At 63.4% G+C, this 20,178-nt stretch carries 15 protein-coding genes; 2 read left to right on the forward strand and 13 right to left on the reverse strand.

The features are described from left to right. Nucleotides 1-84 precede the first annotated feature (84 nt). The 4 genes from JQ597_RS15000 to JQ597_RS15015 form a co-directional block, all read right to left on the reverse strand. Nucleotides 85-4,023: an autotransporter domain-containing protein gene (locus JQ597_RS15000; protein WP_349628834.1), complete on the reverse strand. Its 3,939-nt coding sequence runs from the start codon at nt 4,021-4,023 to the stop codon at nt 85-87. Between the two features lie 201 nt (nt 4,024-4,224). Next, nucleotides 4,225-5,169: a DMT family transporter gene (locus JQ597_RS15005; protein WP_249133223.1), complete on the reverse strand. Its 945-nt coding sequence runs from the start codon at nt 5,167-5,169 to the stop codon at nt 4,225-4,227. 235 nt (nt 5,170-5,404) lie between these two features. Continuing rightward, nucleotides 5,405-6,247, reverse strand: a complete 843-nt coding sequence (locus JQ597_RS15010; RefSeq protein WP_212265043.1) for an aldo/keto reductase — start codon at nt 6,245-6,247, stop codon at nt 5,405-5,407. A gap of 7 nt (nt 6,248-6,254) precedes the next feature. Continuing rightward, complete coding sequence (locus tag JQ597_RS15015; RefSeq protein WP_212265156.1) at nt 6,255-6,884, reverse strand: LysR family transcriptional regulator; 630 nt, start codon at nt 6,882-6,884, stop codon at nt 6,255-6,257. A gap of 186 nt (nt 6,885-7,070) precedes the next feature. Between JQ597_RS15015 and JQ597_RS15020 the strand changes: the two genes are divergently transcribed. After that, the gene (locus JQ597_RS15020; RefSeq protein ID WP_212265044.1) at nt 7,071-7,748 is read left to right on the forward strand and encodes an L-2-amino-thiazoline-4-carboxylic acid hydrolase; all 678 of its coding nucleotides are present in this window, start codon (nt 7,071-7,073) and stop codon (nt 7,746-7,748) included. A 139-nt stretch (nt 7,749-7,887) separates the two neighbouring features. On the opposite strand, the gene JQ597_RS15025 is transcribed toward JQ597_RS15020, so the two are convergent. The 7 genes from JQ597_RS15025 to JQ597_RS15055 form a co-directional block, all read right to left on the reverse strand. Next, nucleotides 7,888-10,590 (reverse strand): nitrate reductase, encoded by a 2,703-nt coding sequence (locus tag JQ597_RS15025; RefSeq protein WP_212265045.1) that lies wholly within the window; start codon nt 10,588-10,590, stop codon nt 7,888-7,890. Between the two features lie 13 nt (nt 10,591-10,603). Next, entirely contained in the window at nt 10,604-11,821 is a 1,218-nt protein-coding gene (locus JQ597_RS15030; RefSeq protein ID WP_212265046.1) for an NAD(P)/FAD-dependent oxidoreductase, read from the reverse strand. 9 nt (nt 11,822-11,830) lie between these two features. Beyond that, a complete protein-coding gene (locus tag JQ597_RS15035; RefSeq protein WP_212265047.1) occupies nt 11,831-12,256 on the reverse strand; it encodes a globin family protein in 426 nt (141 codons plus the stop codon). A gap of 171 nt (nt 12,257-12,427) precedes the next feature. Further along, entirely contained in the window at nt 12,428-13,222 is a 795-nt protein-coding gene (locus tag JQ597_RS15040) for an ABC transporter ATP-binding protein (RefSeq protein WP_212265048.1), read from the reverse strand. A gap of 13 nt (nt 13,223-13,235) precedes the next feature. Beyond that, nucleotides 13,236-14,144 carry a nitrate ABC transporter permease gene (ntrB, locus tag JQ597_RS15045; protein ID WP_212265049.1) on the reverse strand — a complete coding sequence of 303 codons (909 nt, stop codon included), beginning with the start codon at nt 14,142-14,144 and terminating at the stop codon, nt 13,236-13,238. 62 nt (nt 14,145-14,206) lie between these two features. Continuing rightward, on the reverse strand, nt 14,207-15,520 hold the full coding sequence (locus tag JQ597_RS15050) for a CmpA/NrtA family ABC transporter substrate-binding protein (protein ID WP_212265050.1): 1,314 nt from the start codon (nt 15,518-15,520) through the stop codon (nt 14,207-14,209). A gap of 320 nt (nt 15,521-15,840) precedes the next feature. After that, nucleotides 15,841-16,779: a dioxygenase family protein gene (locus tag JQ597_RS15055; protein ID WP_212265051.1), complete on the reverse strand. Its 939-nt coding sequence runs from the start codon at nt 16,777-16,779 to the stop codon at nt 15,841-15,843. Nucleotides 16,780-16,913: 134 nt separating this feature from the next. Between JQ597_RS15055 and JQ597_RS15060 the strand changes: the two genes are divergently transcribed. After that, entirely contained in the window at nt 16,914-18,176 is a 1,263-nt protein-coding gene (locus JQ597_RS15060; protein ID WP_212265052.1) for a serine hydrolase domain-containing protein, read from the forward strand. Between the two features lie 50 nt (nt 18,177-18,226). Here JQ597_RS15060 and JQ597_RS15065 read toward each other — a convergent pair whose 3' ends face one another. Continuing rightward, nucleotides 18,227-19,546 carry a TRAP transporter large permease gene (locus JQ597_RS15065; protein ID WP_212265053.1) on the reverse strand — a complete coding sequence of 440 codons (1,320 nt, stop codon included), beginning with the start codon at nt 19,544-19,546 and terminating at the stop codon, nt 18,227-18,229. After that, nucleotides 19,543-20,058: a TRAP transporter small permease gene (locus tag JQ597_RS15070; RefSeq protein ID WP_212265054.1), complete on the reverse strand. Its 516-nt coding sequence runs from the start codon at nt 20,056-20,058 to the stop codon at nt 19,543-19,545. The genes JQ597_RS15065 and JQ597_RS15070 overlap by 4 nt, the downstream gene beginning before the upstream one ends. Nucleotides 20,059-20,178: the final 120 nt, after the last annotated feature.

The raw sequence follows: 20,178 nt of genomic DNA on the forward strand, positions 1-20,178 counted from the left end.
GTTATTCGTTATCTTTTCCTCTCCCACAGCTGGCTGCGGAAGGAAAGAACGAAAACAGGCGGCGGTTTACCCCGAAAGACGACGTCACCAAGTGTAGCGGATGACGCCCTTGCCGGCATAGGAGCGGGTGATGTCGGAGAACTCGCCCTCGAAGGTAGCGGCGGCGGACCAGCCGTTCAGCCATTTCATTTCGGCGGAGGCCGTGGTCAGCGCGGTGTTCGGTGCCTGCGCTGCGCCGCTGACGAGGAAGGTGGCGCCGGGTACCGACTGGAACAGCGCCGTGATGCTGCGGTCGGTGTTGAAATTATGCGCCCAGGCGGCGCGGCCGCGCAGCGTGAGGACCGCGCTCTGCATCGCAAAGGAGCGGTCGAGCCGGACGCCAAGTTCACTGCGCCCCGTGGTGACATCCTTGGCCGCATAGTTCAGCGCAAAGGCATTCGAACCCGACAGCACCTGTTCGGCATAGGCCGGCAATTGATAGGTGGTGAACTGGCCGGCGGCATAGGGCGTGATGCCCATCCAGGGTGTGACGTAGCGGTAGCCGCCCTCGACGCGTCCGGACCAGGCGTTGGCGTTGAACTCGGCGCGCAAGCGGTCGACGCCGGCCACGGTGACGGTGCGATCCGTCGTCACATCCTGCCAGCCATAAACCGCCGCGGCGGTGACATAGGCCGCCCCCACATTGTGGCGCACGAAGGCGCCGGCCTGGAACAGGTCCGAACGCCCGTAGCCCGAGCCATTGACGTTGAAATTGGTGCCGCCTCCGGACAGCGCGAAGCCGACCAGCGTCGACGGTGAGATCCGGTAGTCCGCGCCGGCGGCGAGACCGAACGCGCGCACCGAAGCGTTGTTCGATCCCACATTGGCGTTGCCGTCGCTGTTGCTGCCGCCGCCAAAGGCCGAGCCCCACACGCTCCAGCGCTGATCGAACAAATCGTTGCGCGCGACATCGGCCCTGGTCGGGAATTTGGCGAAGGCGTCGCGCGCGGCACCCCTGTTCTTCGCGGCATAGGCGTACGAACCGCTCTCCGCAGCGAACGGCACAGCACTGCCGCTACCGACGCTCGCGCCACCATTGCGGCCGGCGATGAAGGGATCGGTCAACAGGCCGAGGAAGATGTTCATCGCATCGAAAGTCGACTGCTGCGACCCAGTCGCCAGTTCACCCGAAATCTGCGTCAGGCCGGCGGACGTCAGGGAGCCGACCGCTACCGGAACGCCGCTACCCGCATTGAAAGCATTTGCCAGCGCGTTGCCGACGTTCTGCTGGTTTGGGGTGAGACCATTGCCGAAATTCAGCGCAAGATTGAGATAAACATTGTTGAGGTCGTAGCTCAGGGTGGGTTTGAAATTCGGCGCATTGGTGCCGACGATCGGATTGAACGTGCCGCCGACGCCGCCTGCGGCGTTGAGGATGGTGTATTGCTTGACCACGTTGCCGGGTCCGAAGCTGGCATTGACGGTGGCGCCGCCGAGCGTCGCGGCACCCGTCACATTGGTGCGGTCGGCGGTGGCACCCGAGACCTCGACCAGGTAGGTCGATGCGGCGGTGAACACGAGGCTGCCCTGCACCGTGAGCAGGTCGACCGAATTGCCCGGTGCCAGCGTGCCACCGTTGATGGTGGTGCTGCTGACGATGCCGTTGCCGCCGAGCGTGCCGCCGGCGTTGACGGTGACGCCGCTCGACGCGACGATCGAACCGTTGACGGTGAGTATGCCGCCGTTCACCGTCGTGCTGCCGGTGTAGGTGTTGATGCCGGACAGGGTCAGGTTTCCGGTACCGACCTTCTCCAGCGAACCGGGACCCGGGAAGCAACCGCAGTCATCCGCAATCACGCCGGTCACCTCGGTGGAGAGGTTGTTTCCACCGACGACCAGGGTATTGCCGCCACCGATATAGTAAGTGCCGGAACCGGCAAGCGAGCCTACCGTGATGCGTCCATCACTACCCGGACCAATGCTGCCGCCGAAGTTGACCTCGCCGGTGCCATTGGTGATGAACTGCGCGGTTCCGCCGTTGGCATTGTCCAGGAATCTGGTTATGCCGCCGTCGTTGGTCACGATTTTGGCGTTGCCGGCGGTGCTGTTGTCCCAGAAATTGGTGACGCCGCCGTTGTTGGTCGTGATGGTCGCATTGCCGGCGGTGGAGAATGCGTTGAACTCCGTAAACCCGAAATTATTGTTGGTGATCGTGGCGCTGCCGGCGGTCGAAGTATCCGTTCCTACGGCCAGACCAAACGACGTCCTGCCGCCGAGTTCGTTGACGATGCTCGCGTTGCCGGCACTGGTGCTGGCAAAGAAAGTGGTCTCGCCACCGAGATTGTTCTGGATCGTTGCGTTGCCGGCTGTGCTGGTTTCGATGCCGCCGGCCTGACCGAACACCGTGGTGCCAGCCGTGGTATTGATGATGGTGGCGCTGCCGGCGCTGCTGGTCTCGAGGAACACCGTGGAGCCAAAGGCCTGGTTGGTGATCGCAACGGTGCCGGCGGTATTGCTGCCCATGAACGTCGTGACGCCGAACCCGAACGAGGCGTCGTTGGTGATCGACGTAACGCCCGCCATGTTGGCGTTGACGATGAACAGCCGGCCCTCGTTGAAGACGGTTCCGACGATCGACGCCGTGTGGGTGGCGTCGCCGAGTTGCAGCGTCGCGCAATCGCAGATGGTCGTGCCGCCGGTGTAGGTGTTGGTACCGAGCAGAACGACGGTACCGTTGCCGAGGCCCGCACTGTCCAGCACCGTCAGCTGGCCGGCGCCGACACCGTCGGAGATGTTGCCGGCGATGGTCAGCGTGACGTTGTTGGCGTCGATCGCACCGCCGCCGGCGGAGTTGTTGATCCTGAAATTATTGGTGAAGGTGATGTCGCCGAAACCATCGGCCTGGAACTGGCCGCCATCGAGCGTCACCGTTCCGGTGCCGACCGAGCTGCTGTTGGTGACCTGCAGCGTGGTGCCGATCACGGTGGTACCACCGGTATAGGTATTGGTGCCGGCCAGACTGACGACGCCGGAGCTGCCGCCGGTGGTGTCGACGATCTGCAGCGCGCCCGCGCCGTTGCCGTTGCTGATGGTGCCCGCCATGAACAGCGTGTTGCCGTTGGCATCGATGATGCCGCCGCCGGTGTTGATCTTGACGTCGTTGAAGAAGGTCAGGGCGGCGGCACCGGCCTGGAACGCACCATTGTCGAGCGTCACCGTCGCATTGCCGATCGAATTGGCGTTGGTCGCCTGCACCCTGGCGCCGATCACATTCAGGGCGCCGGCAAAGGTATTGTTGCCGGAAAGCACTGCGGTGCCGAAACTGAAGCTGGAATCGGTGATGTTCAACACAGCGCCCGCGCCAATGTCGTTGATGACACCCGAGAGCGTCAGGACCGTGCTGTTGACGTCGACGGTGCCACCGCCGCTGGCGACGGAAAAGTCGTTGGTGAAGGTCAGGTTGCCGGCACCGTTGCTCTGGAACGTGCCACCGTTCATAAACACAGGGCCAGTGCCGACCGAATTGGCGTTGGTGACCTGCACCGTGCCGCCGAAGATCATCGTGCCGCCGCTATAGGTGTTGACACCGGAGAGGATCAGCGTGCTCGCTCCCAGCTGCCACACCCCGACGCCCGCAACCGATTCCCCGATATTGTTGGAAATGCCGATGAACTGGCCGGCATTGGCGTTGTTCATGATGCCGCCGCCTGGTCCCGCCGAGCTGAAGTTGACGTCTCCGCCGCTGATCGAGAATGATTGCGAGTTGGCATTGAACGTCCAGGAATCGGGCGCAATGGCTCCTGTCACGATAATGGCGTCCGACCCCGTCGCCTCGAAAACAGCCGGCTGCCCCGCAGCGACCGGCGCGGTAGCCGGAATCCAGTTGGTGCCGAGGTTGTAGTCGGACGTGGTCGTGGTGCCGCCCCAGGTGGATTGGGCATGAGCCGCCGGCACCGCCGCGACCGCCAGGCCACAGCCAAACAACAGCCCAGCCGCGCGTTGCCGCAGCCGCTTTTCCACGCCCGATGCCGATCGAAAAAGCACGCCCAAACCCCATTACCCCCAGCGCTCTCTGGCGCTGTCCGGGCACAACCTAGCATGGGGTTCCCTCGTACAATGACGGTTTGGCGGGAATCCCTTGTTCTGGCATCGGAAAATGGATGTTTTCCGGACACACTGTGGTACCCGGGCAACGCTTAGAGCGCGATCCTTCTCATCCAGCGCAAGGTCGCCGGCCGGGACCGCTCAGGCGTTCGGAGACGACTCGGCCGCTACCGTCAGAAGCTGCGAGCGGCGCACCCGTTCGCGATGGGCGGTGTAGAGGCCGCTGGCGACGATGAAGCCGGCACCGGTCACGGTGTAGACGTCAGGCACCTCGCCGAAGATCAGGAAGCCGAGGATGCTGACCCAGAGCAATTGCGTGTAGGAGAACGGCGCCAGCACCGAGGCGTCGGCGTAACGGAACGCCAGCACCACGATCCACTGTCCCGCGGTCGAGGCGACGCCGATGAAGACGCCGAAAGCGATGTCGTGCCAGCTCGGCGTCACCCAGACGAACGGCACCAATGCAGAGAGGATGCAGACGCCCGCGATCGACGAATAGGTCATCACGGTGATGGCGCGCTCGGTGCCGCTCATCATCCGCGTCATGATCAGCGTGCAGGCCCAGGCCAGCGCCGAGACCAGCGGAAAGAACGCGGCGGGGTGAAACGCACCGGTGCCCGGCCGCAGGATGATAATGACGCCGATCAGGCCGACGCCGGTCGCGATCCAGCGCCGCATGCCGACCTTCTCGTTGAGGAAAACGATCGACAACGCGGTGACGAGCAGCGGCGCGACGAAGCCGGTGGCGGAGGCTTCCGCAATGGGGAGAAACCGTAGGCCGGAGATGAAGAACAGCGAAGAGGCCAGCACGGTCAGGCCACGCATCAACTGCAGGCCGGGCCGTTTGGTTTGCAGCGCGAACAGCGGCGAGCCCGGCAGCATCGCCGGCGTCATGATCATGGCGAACACCACGAACCGGATCCACGCGATCTCGATCGAAGGCAGCGTCGCGGACAGATATTTCGCCGTCACGTCCGAGATGCCGAGGAAGACCGTCGACGCCAGGATCAGCGCGATGCCCTTGAACGGACGATCGGCACGAGCGGGCGCTTTGGGGGTCGAGTACTTCTTCTCGGGCAACGGCAATGGCGCGCTGTCCAGCCTGGCGGCTGCGGCGGGGGGCGGTGTCACGGCAATCTCGAAAGCAATAATGATCGAATCGGGCGAGGCTCTAAAAAACGCCATTTGAGGGGGAACAACAAGGTCCGATAACGGGATGCGGATATGCGCTGAGGGCGCGATTGCAACACTTTGTTAAGAACCGTGCCCCGCTACAAGATGCCTGTCATGGCCGGGCATGACGCAAGGTGAGATGTGTTCACTACAGCATAGGCAGACCGCGCGGCTTCGGGCCACGCGGAAAAGCGTTGTCGAGGGCTTCGATCTCGCTGGCGCTCAGCGTCAACTTTCCCGCCGCCGCATTATCCGCGGCATGCTCCGCGCTCGCGGCTTTCGGAATTGCAAACACCGCTGGAATGCGCGTCAGAAATGCGAGCGCGATCTGCCGCGCGGTGACGCGGCGCGCATCGGCAATCGCCTGCAACACCTCGCCTTCCCTGCTGTGCGGCGAGGGAAAATCATTGTGACCGAACGGTGAATAGGCGACGACGGCAACGCCGTGCCGTTCGCACCACGGGATGACAGCATGCTCGATCGCGCGCTCCTGCAAATGATAGAGCACCTGGTTGCAGGCGATCCTGCCCTCACCGGCGACCGCCAGCAGTTCGTGGAGATCGTCGGTGTCGAAATTGCTGACACCCCATGAGCGGATTTTTCCGGCTGATATCAACTGATCGAAACCAGCCACGGTATCTTCAAGCTCATGGGATCCGCGCCAGTGCAGCAGATAGCAATCGAGGTGATCGGTCTTCAGCCGCTTCAGCGATCGCTCGCAGGCGGCAATGGTGCCGCGACGCGACGCGTTGCTCGGCAGCACCTTGGAGACGAGATAGAGATCCTCGCGCTTGCCTGCCGTAATCGCCTCGGCGATCACCAGCTCCGCGTCACCGTACATTTCGGCGGTGTCGACATGGGTCATGCCGAGCTCGATGCCGCGGCATAGTGCTGCGACCGCGCTCTTGCGGTCGCCGCGATCGATGTACCACGTGCCCTGCCCGATGACGGACACTTCCGGGCCTTTGACGCCGAATTTTTTCTGCTTCACGATCGCCTCAACTTCTGATGTTGCCGACCAGACGAGGGCGGCGATGGACTTCGAGCGGGTTCTCGACCGACAGAGCGCGCAGCCAATCGCGGAAGCTGACGATTTCGGGACAATCCGCGGTGCCTTCAGGCGCAATCAGCCAATCGCCCAAACCGGATCCCTCATTGACGCGGTCGCAGCGATAGCCCGGATGGTGGCCAAGACCGCGGGCTATCAGCAGGTCGACTTTGCCCTCGACCAGTTCGTGCAGGCCAGCGGGCTGCAGCACCCGCAAGCCGATTTCCGCATACGCGCTGCGAAACGCCGCCAACTCCAGCCGGCGCAGGTCGAAACTGCCGTGGACCCCCAACTGCAGCAGCACCGCGCCCGCCGGTTTCAATTGCGAGGTCGCGTCCGCAATGCGACGAAAGCCATCGGATATCTCGGGCAGATAGGCCTGGCCGGCCACGGTCAGGATGAGCTGCTTATGCAGCCGCTCGAACAGGCGTACGCCGAGGCGCGCCTCCAGCGCTTTCACCTGCTGCCCGACGGCGGCAGGTGTCACATGCAGCTCGTGCGCAGCCAGTTTGAAGCTGAGATGTCGCGCGGCGGCTTCGAACGCGCGGAGCGCGTTGAGTGGCGGAAGGGTGTAGGTCATCGCGTCGTAGTTTGACACCGATAGGTGACAGCCTTGCAATAGATTTTCTAGGGCTTGAGCGAAGGAACTATGCTTTGCGCTGACTTGATCTCCCCGGTCACGGTCGCCGCAACATCCGGAGATCCCATGCCCCGCCGACTAGATCCAGCGGCTCCTGCATGGGGCTGGAACCAGAGAGGATGTCCAATGGCTGAGATCATCCATCCCTTTTACGAACAGCATCGCGGTGCAATGGAGGCCGCCATGCGCCATCGCCTCGACCTTGCCGAAGCGATGTTGTGCGAGAGCGCGCATCTATCCAATATTGATGGGATCAGGCAGGAGGTGATGGACGAATTCGAAATCGTGCTCACCCAAATGCCCTATGTCGGAGGCGCGGAAAGCCGCATGAGCGATTTCTTCATGCGTCTCATGGGCTTTATGGCCATCAGCCGGGTGCTCCGGCGACACGGCGTGTCGCTGCCCGTGATCGGCGAAATCGAGCGCGAAACCTACAAGGCGCAATTGCTGACCGTGCCCGAAGCGGAACGTCTCGCCTCGGGGCGTCAATTCATGTCGTCAGAGAATCAGGCTTTACTGCGCGAGCAGGCTGCAAAAAGCCATCGACAAGAATTTACGGAAGATTTCGTCTACGATTTCGTCGAGCCGGATACGGGTGACAAGTTTGAATTCGGCATCAACTACAAGGCTTGCGGCTTCTGCAAATTCCCGGCTCGCCATGGAGATAAGGAAATCTTGCCGAACATTTGCGGGCTTGATTTCGACGCCTATGCAACACGCGGCATCTACCTCGAAAGGACACAAACGTTGGCTGGCGGCGCGAACCACTGCGATTTCCGATTCTCGCCGCTCCCGTCGGAGTAGGATGACGTACGTGTGTGCTTGGACCGTTCGCGTCGCCTCCTCCGTCATTGCGAGCGAAGCGAAGCAATCCATCGGGCGGAAAAAAAGAAGAAAGAATGGATTGCTTCGCTACGCTCGCAATGACGTTGAGAGACTGGTTTTAGTTCGCCACGGCCAATTGCTGCGGCACGGCGTTCGGCGCGGTCTGCGCGATCAGCCGCTTCAACTCCGGAATGCAGGAGCCGCAATTGGTGCCGGCCTTCAGCTTGGCGCCGATGTCGGCAGCGGAACGCGCGCCGGCTGCGATTGTCTCGCAGATGGTGGTGCGGCCGACGCCAAAACAGGCGCAGACGATCGGGCCGGCATTGGCCAGGCCATCGATCGATTTGCCCGACAGCAGCATGCGGCGCTGGTCGTTGCTGAGCGTGTCGGCGGCAAACAGCCCCTTGACCACATTCCAGTCGCCGGCGTCCCGTGCCGGCCCGATGAACAGGCAGGTCTCGATACGGTCGGCGGCAAAGGACGCCGCGCGATAGACGCCGCCGCCAAAGTCCTTGTATTCGGCGAGGTCATCGCCGGCGATGGCGCCGAGCCAGGACTGCCAGCCCCTGAGATCGGCATTGTCGGCGAGCAGATAGCCATAGCCGCCATTGACGGCGACGCGCGCCCACCAGGCATGATCGGGCAGTTCGAGCGGCGTGCGCGACAATGCAAAGCCGCGGAACACATATTCGTAAGGGGTGATCGAGGCCGGCGTCGCCTTGTTCTCGGGCTGGCCGGAAAACGGATCGGTGAGCGGTGCGACAAGCGATCCCACGCGTGCGCCGGTCGCCGTGACCGCGCTCCAGTGGATCGGCGCGAACAGCATGCCGCGCTGCTGGCGCTCGCTGACGACAACCCGCAGCGTGCATTGCCCGTAATCGGTCGTGACCCGCGCAAAGTCACCATCGGCGACACCGTGCCGTGCGGCATCGTCCGGGTGCACCTCGACGAACGGCTCCGGCAGATGCTGGCCGAGCCGCGGGCTCATCCCGGTGCGGGTCATGGTGTGCCATTGGTCGCGGACACGGCCGGTGTTCAGCCGCAGCGGGCGCGCGGCCGTGGTCTCGGTCCGCAGCGCGGGAGTCTCGGGTGCGATGAAACGGGCCTTCTGTTCGCCAGCGAAGAAGCCGCCTTCGGCAAAGAACCGCGCCTGCGGCTGCGCATCGAGCCGGATCGGCCATTGCACCGGCGCCATCGCGTCGAACGCTTCGTCCGACAGCGCCTGCAAGCCGCCGATGTCGAAATCGCGGCCACCATCGTTCTCGAACGCCGACAGTGCGGCGTGCTCGCGAAAAATGTCGGCGGCTGTTGCAAAATTGAATGCCGCGCCAAAGCCGAGCCGTTTTGCGATCTCGCCGATGATCCACCAATCCGGTCGCGCCTCGCCCGGCGCGGACAGGAATGCGCGCTGCCGCGAGATGCGCCGTTCCGAATTGGTCACGGTGCCGGATTTCTCGCCCCACGCCTGCGCCGGAAACAGCACCTGCGCCCCCGCATCGACGGTGTCGTTAGAGATCACGTTTTCGGAGACGACGAACAATTCGAGCTTCTTCAGCGCCGCGCTGATGGCATCCGCGTTGGGCAGCGACACCGCCGGATTGGTGCCGATCACCCACAGCGCCTTGATCTCGCCGCGTGCGATGGCCTCGAACATCTGGACTGCTTTCAGCCCTTCATGGGTGGCGATCCGCGGCGCCTTCCAGAACCGGCGCACGCGGTCGATATCCGCAGGCGTAAAACCCATATGGGCCGCCAGCTGGTTGGCGAGCCCGCCGACCTCGCGGCCGCCCATCGCATTGGGCTGTCCGGTCAGCGAGAACGGCGACGCGCCCGGCTTGCCGATCCGACCCGTCGCAAGATGGCAGTTGAGGATCGCATTGACCTTGTCGGTGCCTTGCGCAGACTGGTTGACGCCTTGCGAATACATCGTGACCACGCGCGGCGTGCTGGCAAACATCTGGAAGAACGCCGCGACATCAGGCTCGGACAGGCCGGTTGCCAGCGCGGTGGCGGCGACGCTGCCGGCCATGCTGCGCGCCCGCGCCATCGCGTCGTCGAAGCCTGACGTGTGGCGTTCGATGTAATCGCGGTCGAGCGCGCCATTGTCGGCGAGGTGCACCAGCAAGCCGCTGAACAGCGCGGTGTCGGTGCCCGGCTTCAACCCCAGAAACAGATCGTCATCGCCGACCGTATCGGTCCGGCGCGGATCGATCACCACGATGCGGGCGCCGCGGCTCTGCTTGTTGACCAGCATGCGCTGGTACAGCACCGGATGGCACCAGGCCGCATTGGAGCCGACCAGCACCAGCAAATCGGCCTCGTCGAGATCTTCGTAACAGCCGGGCACCGTGTCCGCCCCGAACGCGCGGCGATGGCCGGCGACCGATGACGCCATGCACAGCCGTGAATTGGTGTCGACATTGGCGCTGCCGACGAATCCCTTCATCAGCTTGTTGGCGACGTAATAGTCTTCGGTCAGCAACTGCCCCGAGAGATAGAACGCGACGGCGCCGGGGCCGTCGCGTGCGATGATGTGCTGGAACCGGTGCGCGACATGGTCGAGCGCGTCGCTCCAGGCCACGCGCTCCATGGTCCCATTGTCGCAGCGGATCATTGGATGCAGCAGGCGATTTTCCAGGCCCAGCGTCTCGCCGAGCGCCGAGCCCTTCGAGCACAGCCGGCCGAAATTCGCCGGGTGCTCGGGATCGCCCGAGATCGCCGCCCCGCCCCGGCCGTCGGGCGTCGCCAGCACGCCGCAACCGACGCCGCAATAGGCGCAGGTGGTCTTGGTGGCGCGCAGATGGGGATCGACGGCGGTCATGCGAGCAACCGGCTCATGCTGCCTCTGAACGGATCGCGAGCGAACGGCCGAACATCATGTCGGCGCGAATGCGCGCGGTGGACTGACGGGTGCGGATCAGTTCGAGATACCAGAGCGCGTCGCTGACATCGCCGATCAGCACCGCGCCGGTCAGCCGTCCGTCCGCGACCACGAGCTTCTTGTAGGTGCCGCAGTTGAGATCGCTGAGCACGATGGTCTCGGAGCCCTCAGTGCCCACGAAATCACCCGCAGAGAACACGCTGACGCCAGAGACCTTCAGATTGGTCGCCACGATGCTGCCGCCATAAGAGGCGTCGCTGCCGGCGAGATGCCGCGCCAGTACGCGCGCCTGCTCATAGGCCGGCTCGACCAGGCCGTAGCAGATGCCGCGGTGTTCGGCGCATTCGCCGATCGCAAAGATGTCAGGCGAGGCGGTTTGCAGATGGTCATCGACGACGACGCCCCGGTTGACGGCGATGCCGGCTTCTTTTGCCAACGCGATGTTCGGCCTGATGCCCGCCGCGAAGATCACGGCATCGGCATCGATACGGCGGCCGTCCGTCAGTTCGACGCCCTCGACCCGGGTTTCGCCATGGATGCGCGCAGTATTGGCGTTGAGCAGTATCTCGATGCCCTTGCGCTCGACCAGCGATTTCAACAGTTCCGCGGCGGGCGCATCGAGCTGGCGCTCCATCAGCCGATCCATCAAATGAACCAGCGTCACCGGCGCGCCGGCCTTGGCGAGCCCGTAAGCCGCTTCCAGTCCGAGCAAACCGCCACCCACCACCACGACGCGCTTCTTCTGCGCGGCCAGCGTCAGCAGGAGATCGACGTCGCGGCTGTCGCGAAACGTGTGCACGCCGGCAAGATCGGCGCCGGGCACGTTGAGCCGCAACGGCGACGAGCCCGTGGTCAGGATCAGTTTTGAAAACGGGATGCTTTCCTCGTTCGCGATCTTGACTTCGCGCCGACCGACATCGACCTCGGTGGCCCGGCAGCCATATTTCAGGGTGACGCCGCGATCGCGCCACCATGAAGCGGGCCTGAGCTCGATGTCGTGCGAGGCGGTCTCGCCGGCGAGAACCGACGACAGCAGCACGCGATTATACGCAAGCCGCGGTTCGTCCCCGATGACGGCAATGGCGTAGCGCCCGAGCGCAACCTTGGCCAGTTCGTCGACCAGACGCGCGGCAGCCATTCCGTTGCCCACAATGACCAGCGGCTCGCTCATGGCGTATCCTCACTCGGCGGCTTGAGCGCTGCCGTAGGCTTCCGAAATCATGTAACCGGACAGCGTGCCGTAGGCGGCGGTCCAGGCGGATGCCGTTTCCGGCGTCCAGGCGTCGCCGAGCCCCTTTTCCAGGGTCCACAGCAGGGCGCCGCCAACGACGGGATAGTGCTCGGCCTTTGCGCCGTAATTGACATGGCGCTTGGCGAGCGCGCTCGCGGCGGGGAGCACGGCTTCGAGGTTGGTCAGTCCGCCCACGACGACGGCGAGCGTCGCCATCAATTTCTTGCGCTGTTCGGTCATGTCGTCCGGAAACATCGCCCGGACGCCGGGGGCCACTTCAAACAGGCGGCCGTAGAACAAAACCGCCGCCTGCTCGGAAATCGGCGCGACCTTGGCGAAGCTTTGTTGCACGAGTTTGACTTGCTCTGGCGTCATGTCGTTCTCCTGCCTCTTCCAAAGCTTTGCCCCGTTCGGGAGCGAAATCCTTCGCCCCGGCGGGAGCGAAATCCTTCGCCCCGGCGGGAGCGAAATCCTTCGCCCCGGCGGGAGCGAAGTCCTTCGCCCCGGCGGGAGCGAAGTCCTTCGCCCCGGGGAGCAAAGCAAGAACTACGCCGCTTCGACGAAGCGATGCCGCTCGTAAAGGAATTCGAGCACGCGCTGCCGGCACTTGAGGTAACCGGGGTTGGTTGCGAGCTCGAGCCGCTTGCGCGGACGCGCCAGCGGCACTTCCAGCACTTCGCCGATCCGCGCGCTCGGCCCGTTGGTCATCATCACGATGCGGTCCGACAGCAGCACGGCCTCGTCGACGTCATGGGTGATCATCAGGATGGTGTTGCCGAGCTTCTGATGCAGCGCCATCACCGAGTCCTGCAGATGCGCGCGGGTCAGCGCGTCGAGCGCGCCAAAGGGCTCGTCGAGCAGCAAAACCTTCGGCTCCATCGCCAGCGCCCGCGCGATACCGACGCGTTGCTTCATGCCGCCGGAGATTTCCGACGGGCGCTTGTCCTTGGCGTGGGCCATCTGCACGAGGTTGAGATTGTGCATCACCCAGGCATCGCGCTCGCTGCGGGTCTTGCTCGAAGCGAACACCTTGTCGACGCCGAGGCGGACGTTTTCATAGACGGTCAGCCAGGGCAGCAGGCTGTGGTTCTGGAACACCACTGCGCGATCCGGTCCCGGCGAATTGACTTCGCGGTTTTCCAGCAGCACGCAGCCATTGGTGCAGTCGGTAAGGCCGGCCACGATATTGAGCAGCGTGGACTTGCCGCATCCGGAATGGCCGATGATCGAGACGTATTCGCCCTTGTCGATCGTCAGGTTGATTTCCTTCAGCACCTCGGTCGTGGCATTGCCGCGGGTGAAGGTCTTGTCGATGTGGTCGAGCTTCAGATAAGCGTGCATGATTATGTTTCCTTCAGCCTGCGGAAGTGCCGCGGGTCACGATCTTGCCCAGTCCTGCGATCAAGCGATCGAGCACGAAGCCGATGATGCCGACATAGAACAGCGCCAGGATGATTTCGCTGATGTGCGAGGAGTTCCAGGCGTCCCAGATGAAGAAGCCGATGCCGACGCCGCCGATCAGCATCTCGGCCGCGACGATCGCGAGCCAGGACAGGCCGATGCCGATGCGCAGGCCCGTGAAGATGTAGGGCGCCGCGGCCGGGATCATGATCTTGCCGAAGAACTCCAGCGGATTGAGCTGCACCACGGCGGCGACGTTGCGGTAGTCCTGCGGGATGTTGCGGATGCCGACCGCGGTGTTGATGATGATCGGCCACACCGAGGTGATGAAGATGACGAAGATCGCCGAGGGCTGGCCGTCGCGGAACGCGGCGAGCGACAGCGGCAGCCACGCCAGCGGCGGGATGGTGCGCAGCACCTGGAACAAGGGATCGAGCCCGCGCATCGCCCAGACCGATTGGCCGACCAGCGTGCCGAGCGCGACGCCGACGATCGCAGCGATCGAATAGCCGAGCGCGACGCGCTGCAGACTTGCGGAAAGATGCCAGAACAGGCCCTTGTCGATGCCGCCACGATCGAAGAACGGATCGAAGATCAGCTCCTTGGTGTCCTTGAACACGCGCGAGGGCGGCGGCAGGGTCGAACCGGTGCGGCGGCAGACCAGCTCCCAGAACAGCATCAGGAGCGCGATCACGATCAGCGGCGGCACGACGCGTACCGCGGTGTCCTTTGCCATCTTGGCGTATTTTTCGGCGCGCGGCGGACGCTTCGGCGTCATCGACACGACCGGGGTGACAGCCGAGGCAGCCGCAGGCGCAACAATCGCGGTGGCGGGCTCGGTCTTGATCGCTGGCATATTCATGGGAAATGCGTCTCCGTATTTAAATGGCCGGCCGCACGCCAAGGCGTGCGGCCTCACCTGGATCAGACATCAGCACGCTTGATGGACAGGGACTTCAGGTACGCAGCCGGATCTTCCGGATCGAACACTTTGCCGTCGAAGAAGGTCTCCTTGCCGCGCGACTTCGAGGTCGGAATATCCGCAGCCGCCACGCCGAGCGCCTTCGCGGCATCGCGCCAGATGTCTTCGCGGTTGACCTTGGCGATCAGCGCCTTGGAATCGTACCCGGGCTCGAACTTGCCCCAGCGGATGTCCTCGGTCATGAACCACAGATCGTGGCTCTGGAACGGATAGGAGGCGTGGTCGCGCCAGTACTTCATGATGTGCGGTGAGTTCTCGACCACCTTGCCGGTGCCGTAGTCGAACTTGCCCTTGGCGCGATCGAGAATGTCCTCGACCGGGCAGTTGATCCACTGCCGCTTGCCCATGATGGTGGCGAGTTCTTCCTTGTTCTCCATCTTGTCGCACCATTGCTGCGCCTCCAGCACCGCCATGGTGATGGCTTTCGCGGCGTTCGGGTTCTTGTCGACCCAGGCCGAGCGCATCGCGAACGACTTCTCGGGGTGCTTGTTCCAGATCTCGCCGGTGTTGACCGCGGTGTAGCCGATCTTCTGATGCACGAGCTGGCCGGGCCAGGGCTCGCCGACGCAGAAGCAGTCCATGGTGCCGACCTTCATGTTGGCGACCATTTGCGGCGGCGGCACCGTAATGGTTTCGATGTCCTTGTCGGGGTCGATGCCGCCGGCGGCGAGCCAATAACGAAGCCAGAGATCGTGGGTGCCGCCCGGGAACGTCATCGCCGCCTTGATCGGCTTGCCGGCAGCCTTCTTCTTTTCCAACGCTTCCTTGAACGACTTAACGTCGATCCCGACCTTGAGATCGGCATATTCGGCGGCGACCGAGATGCACTGCGCGTCGAGATTGAGCCGCGCTAGGATGTACATCGGCGTCGGCTGGTTGTTCTGCGTCACCTTGCCGGCCGAGATCAGGTACGGCATCGGCGTCAGGATGTGTGCGCCATCGATGCCGTTGCCTTCCGATCCCAGTACGAGGTTGTCGCGCGTGGTGCCCCAGGAGGCCTGCTTCTGCACGTCGACATCGGGCATGCCGTGTTTGGCGAACAGGCCCTTGTCCTTGGCCACGAACAGCGCGCCGGCATCGCTGAGCGCGATGAAGCCGAGCTTGGCTCCCTTCACTTCGGGCCCCGCCCCTTGCGCAAAGGCGCCGGCCGGGAAGTTCAGCTTGGCCGCGGCCAGCAACGCCGCCGTGCCGGCGGTCGCTTTCAGAAGCCGGCGGCGGCTGAGGCCGCGTGAGGTCGGATGGGTGGGCTTCGTCATGGGTATAGCGCTCCTTTGCGTCTGAACGGGCCGTCCGATTGGTGCCGCCGCGCGAGGCGCAAAAAGGCGCGTTCCGGGGAGGCCCCGGAATGGCGGCGATACAATTCGGATGAGTGGTCTCAAGGGACGGCATCAATGGCGTCAGCACTAACTATTCAAGCTTCGTGCCAAGCCCTTTTCAGCGAAAAAAGCCTAATTATTTCAATTAATTGATGATTTGGCGAGGTGACGCCGAAGGCTAGCTAGTCGCATTCTAAATTTGCGATTCGCTCAATTCTTGTGCGGCGCACAAGAATTGAGCAGATGCAAAAACAGTGGTTTCAGGCGTGCTCGGTGGCCTTATCAGTTGTCTTGTCAGTCGTCTTCGCCATCATCGGTTTTGGGGCGGCGCCATCGCCCGCTTTCATCCTGAACTCGTAGGTCATCAGGTGCCACGGTGCGGCCGCGGGCTTGCCGTCCGGCATGACCGCGTCGGTGCGCTTTTCGATCTTCGCGACCAGCTCGTCCTTGACGCCGAACACCACGTCGGAATCGAGATATTTGTCGCCTTCCATGAACACATGGGTGATCAGCGGCTGATAGCCGGGCGCATCGACCAGGAAGTGCACATGCGCCGGCCGCATCGCGTGCCGCCGGGTCTGGATGATCATTTCGCCGACCGGACCGTCGGTCGGGATCGGATAGCTGCACGGCAAAATGGTGCGGAAGAAGAACCGGCCATCGGCATCGGTGACGAAGCGCGCCCGCGACGAGGGGCCCTCCGTCGCATAAGACGCCTTCTGTGAATCGTAATAGCCCTCGTCGTCGGCGTGCCAGATATCGACGGGAACATTCGCCAGCGGCTTGCCGGCGAGGTCGGTGACACGGCTTTGCACGAACATCCGCTCGCCCGGCAAATTGGCCGAGACATCGGTGCCGTGCGGCATCACCTTGTGTTCGCCGACATAGAACGGCCCGAGCACGGTGGTCTCGGTGGCGCCTTCGCGTTCGCGATGATTGACGGCGTCGACCAGCATCGAGACCCCGAGCACGTCGGAGAGCAGGATGAACTCCTGGCGGATCGGGGTGCACTTCTGACCGGTCCGGGTCAGGAAATCGATCGCGTATTCCCATTCCTCGAAGGTGAGATCGGTCCGGCTGACATAATCGTGCAGCGATTTCACCAGTTCCTGCAGCAGGAATTTCGCCCGCGGATCCGGCGTGTCTTCGAAGCTGCGGATCACGGCGGCGGTCAGTTCGGTCTCGTTGAATTGGGGCATTTGGCTGTCCTGCGGGGTGCATGGTGGCTGGGTCAAGCCTACACCACCGTACCGCACGGGGTAAGCGTAGGCGGTTGGAACGGGGCACACTTTTCGGCTATCAAGGCTCCCTCGCCAGCCGGAGATCAGCCCTGATGTTAGCCCCTACCCCCGCCACGCCCGAGTCTGCCGGAATGTCGAAGCCGGCGCTTGACCGTCTCGAGAACCATCTGAAGCAGCGCTACATCGACGCCGGCCGCTTCCCGGGAACGCAAGTCCTGATCTACCGCCGCGGCAAGGTCGTGCACTCGACCGTGCAGGGCTTTGCCGATATCGAGCGCAAGGTCCCGGTCAAGGACGACACCATCTTCCGCATCTATTCGATGACCAAGCCGATCACGAGCGTGGCGTTCATGATGCTGCTCGAAGAGGGCCGCGTCGCGCTCGACGAGCCCGTCCATAAATACATTCCGGAATGGAAGAACCTCGGCGTGTTCCAGGCCGGCACCTTCCCGGCCTTCCTGACCCGGCCACCGTCGCGGCCGATGCTGATCGTGGACCTGTTGCGCCACACCTCGGGTCTTACTTATGGCTTCCAGCAGCGCTCCAATGTCGACGCCGCCTATCGCGAAAACAAGATCGGCGAGGTCATCAAGGCCGGCACGCTGCAAAGCATGATCGAGGACCTCGCCAAGATCCCGCTGGAATTTTCGCCGGGCGAAGGCTGGAACTATTCGGTTGCCACCGACGTGGTCGGCTATCTGATCGGCAAAATCAGCGGCATGCCGTTCGAGCAGTTCCTGAAGGAACGCATCTTCAATCCGCTCGGCATGAACGACACCGACTTCTTCGTGCCGGCGGACAAGGCGCACCGGTTCGCAGCGTGCTATTCCGCCGGCGTACAGATCGGCATGACGGCCGGCGAGGCCACATTGAAGCTGCAGGATGACCCGGCTACGAGTTCGTTCCTTACCCCCCCCTCCCTCGTCTCCGGCGGAGGCGGCCTGTGCTCGACGGCGGCCGACTATCTCACCTTCTGCCGGGCGCTCCTCAATGGCGGCGAGCTTGGCGGCGTCAGGCTCATCGGGCCTAAGACGCTCCACTTGATGACGTCGAACCATCTGCCCGGCGGGTTGGATCTACCCGGCATGTCGCGTTCGCTGTTCAGCGAAGCCGCCTATAACGGAATCGGGTTCGGTCTCGGCTTTGCCGTCACCATGCACCCGGCGCAGACGCTGATTCCCGGCAGCCCCGGCGAATACAACTGGGGCGGTGCGGCAACGACGTCGTTCTTCATCGATCCTGCGGAAGAACTGATCACGATCTTCATGACGCAGGTGCTGCCGTCGAGCGCCTATCCGCTGCGTCGCGAGTTGCGCACCCTGGTGTATTCGGCGATCACCGACAGCAATCTTTGAAGCACAGCGTTCCGTCCCGCGGCGCGCACGATCGCCGCGGGGATTTCCGATTACTTCAGCATCTCCGGCACGATCAGGCGCGGCAAGAACAGCGATACGCTGGGCCAGATGATCAGCGCCGCCAGCACCAGCAGCATCGGTATCAGCATGATGACCGTGTCCTTGAGCGCATAGCGCAGCCGCACCCCCGCAATCGAGCACGCGATCATGAGGCACAGGCCGTAAGGCGGTGTCACCAGCCCGAACGCCAGCGAGACGATCGAAATGATCGCGAACTGCACCGGGTGCAGATCGACCGATCGCGCCAGCGGCTCCAGCACGGTACCGACGATCACGATCGCCGGAATGGCGTCGAGGAAGCAGCCGACGACCAGGAAGCAGAAGGCGATGAAGAAGCCCGCCGCGATCGGTCCCATACCCCAGGTCGAGACGTTGGCGAGCAACCCCTCCGGAATCTTGTAATAGGCCAGCAGCCAGCCGAATGCGCTCGCCGTGCCAATGCAGAACAGCGCGACCCCGGCCAGCCGTCCGGTGTCGAGCAAAGCCTTGTAGAGCTCCTTGGCGCCGGTTTCCCGGTAAAAGAAGGTCGACAGCGCCACCGAATACAGCACCGCGACGCAGGCGGATTCGGTCGCCGTGAACCAGCCGAGGAGAATACCGCCGACGATGATGAACGGCGTTACCAGCGCTGGAATCGAACGCCAGAGCGAGCAGCGCATCTCCACCCAGCTGGACTTTGGATAGGTCGGATAACCACGCCGGACTGCATAAATATGCACGGTTGCCATCTGCGCGCCCGCGATCAGCAATCCCGGCACGATGCCGGCCAGGTACATCGCCGCGATCGATGTCGAGATCAGCCCGCCCCACACGATCATCAGGATCGACGGCGGGATGATGACCGCGAGCACCGCCGACACCGCGGTGATGGCGATCGAGAACGAGAGGTCGTAACCCTCCTTGGTCTGGGCATCGATGAAGATCTTCGACTGGCTCGCCGCATCCGCGGTCGAGGAGCCGGAGATGCCAGCGAAGAACACCGACAGCACCACGTTGATCTGCGCCAGCGAGCCCGGCCAGTGCCCGACCATCGCGCGCGACAGCGCCACCAGCCGGTCGGTAATGCCGCCGATGCTCATCAGGTTCGCCGTCAGCAGGAAGAACGGCACCGACAGCAGGATGAAAGAATTGTAGGCGTTGAAGGTTTCCTGCGCGAGCATCATCATCGACAGCCGCGGCTCGATCAGCAGGATCGGCAGGCAGGCGAGCCCGAGCGCGAAGGCGACCGGTACGCGGATGATCAGCAGCCCGATGAAGGTGCCAAACAATACCAGCGCGGCCTCGCCGGAGGAGAGAACACTGCCGCTCATCGCTGAGCCCCCATCAGGATTCGCATTTCATCGACGATCTGTTCGCCCGCGAACGCGATCCATGTGAAGCCTGCCACCGGCCATGCGACGTGAATTAGCCAGAGCGGCAGATCGGCCAGCTCCGAAGTCCTGTTCCAGGCAAAGCGCGTGAACTCGATGCCCGCCCACACGAACACCAGCGCCAACGCCAGGATGCCGAGGCGCGCCAATATCCGCACCGCGGCCTCGGAGCGCCGCGACAAATCGGGCCACACATCGACTTCGAAATGCTGCGCCTCCCTGACGCCGACCATGGCCCCGATCATGATGGTCCATATGAACAGGAACCGCGCCATTTCCTCGGTCCAGATGTAGGACGGGATGAAGGGCGTATAGCGCGAGATGATCTGCAGCGTGACGGGAATGACCAGGATGCCGACGCAAGCCGCCAGCAGGATTTCCAGCAATTTGCCATAGGCGCGCGTCAGTCGCCGCCACAGAGACGGGTTGAAATCGATCGGCAGTTCGGTCATTGGCGCCCCCGCGCGGTAATACTCATCGAACGGGGCAAGCGGTGAAGCTTGCCCCGAAACTCCGGTCTGCGACGCGCAGCCGTCTTATTTGGGCATGATCTTTTCGGAAAACCGGTACCC

Origin of the sequence: Bradyrhizobium sp. AUGA SZCCT0177, from assembly GCF_018130125.1 — a bacterium.
In the GTDB taxonomy this organism is placed as follows: Bacteria; Pseudomonadota; Alphaproteobacteria; order Rhizobiales; family Xanthobacteraceae; genus Bradyrhizobium.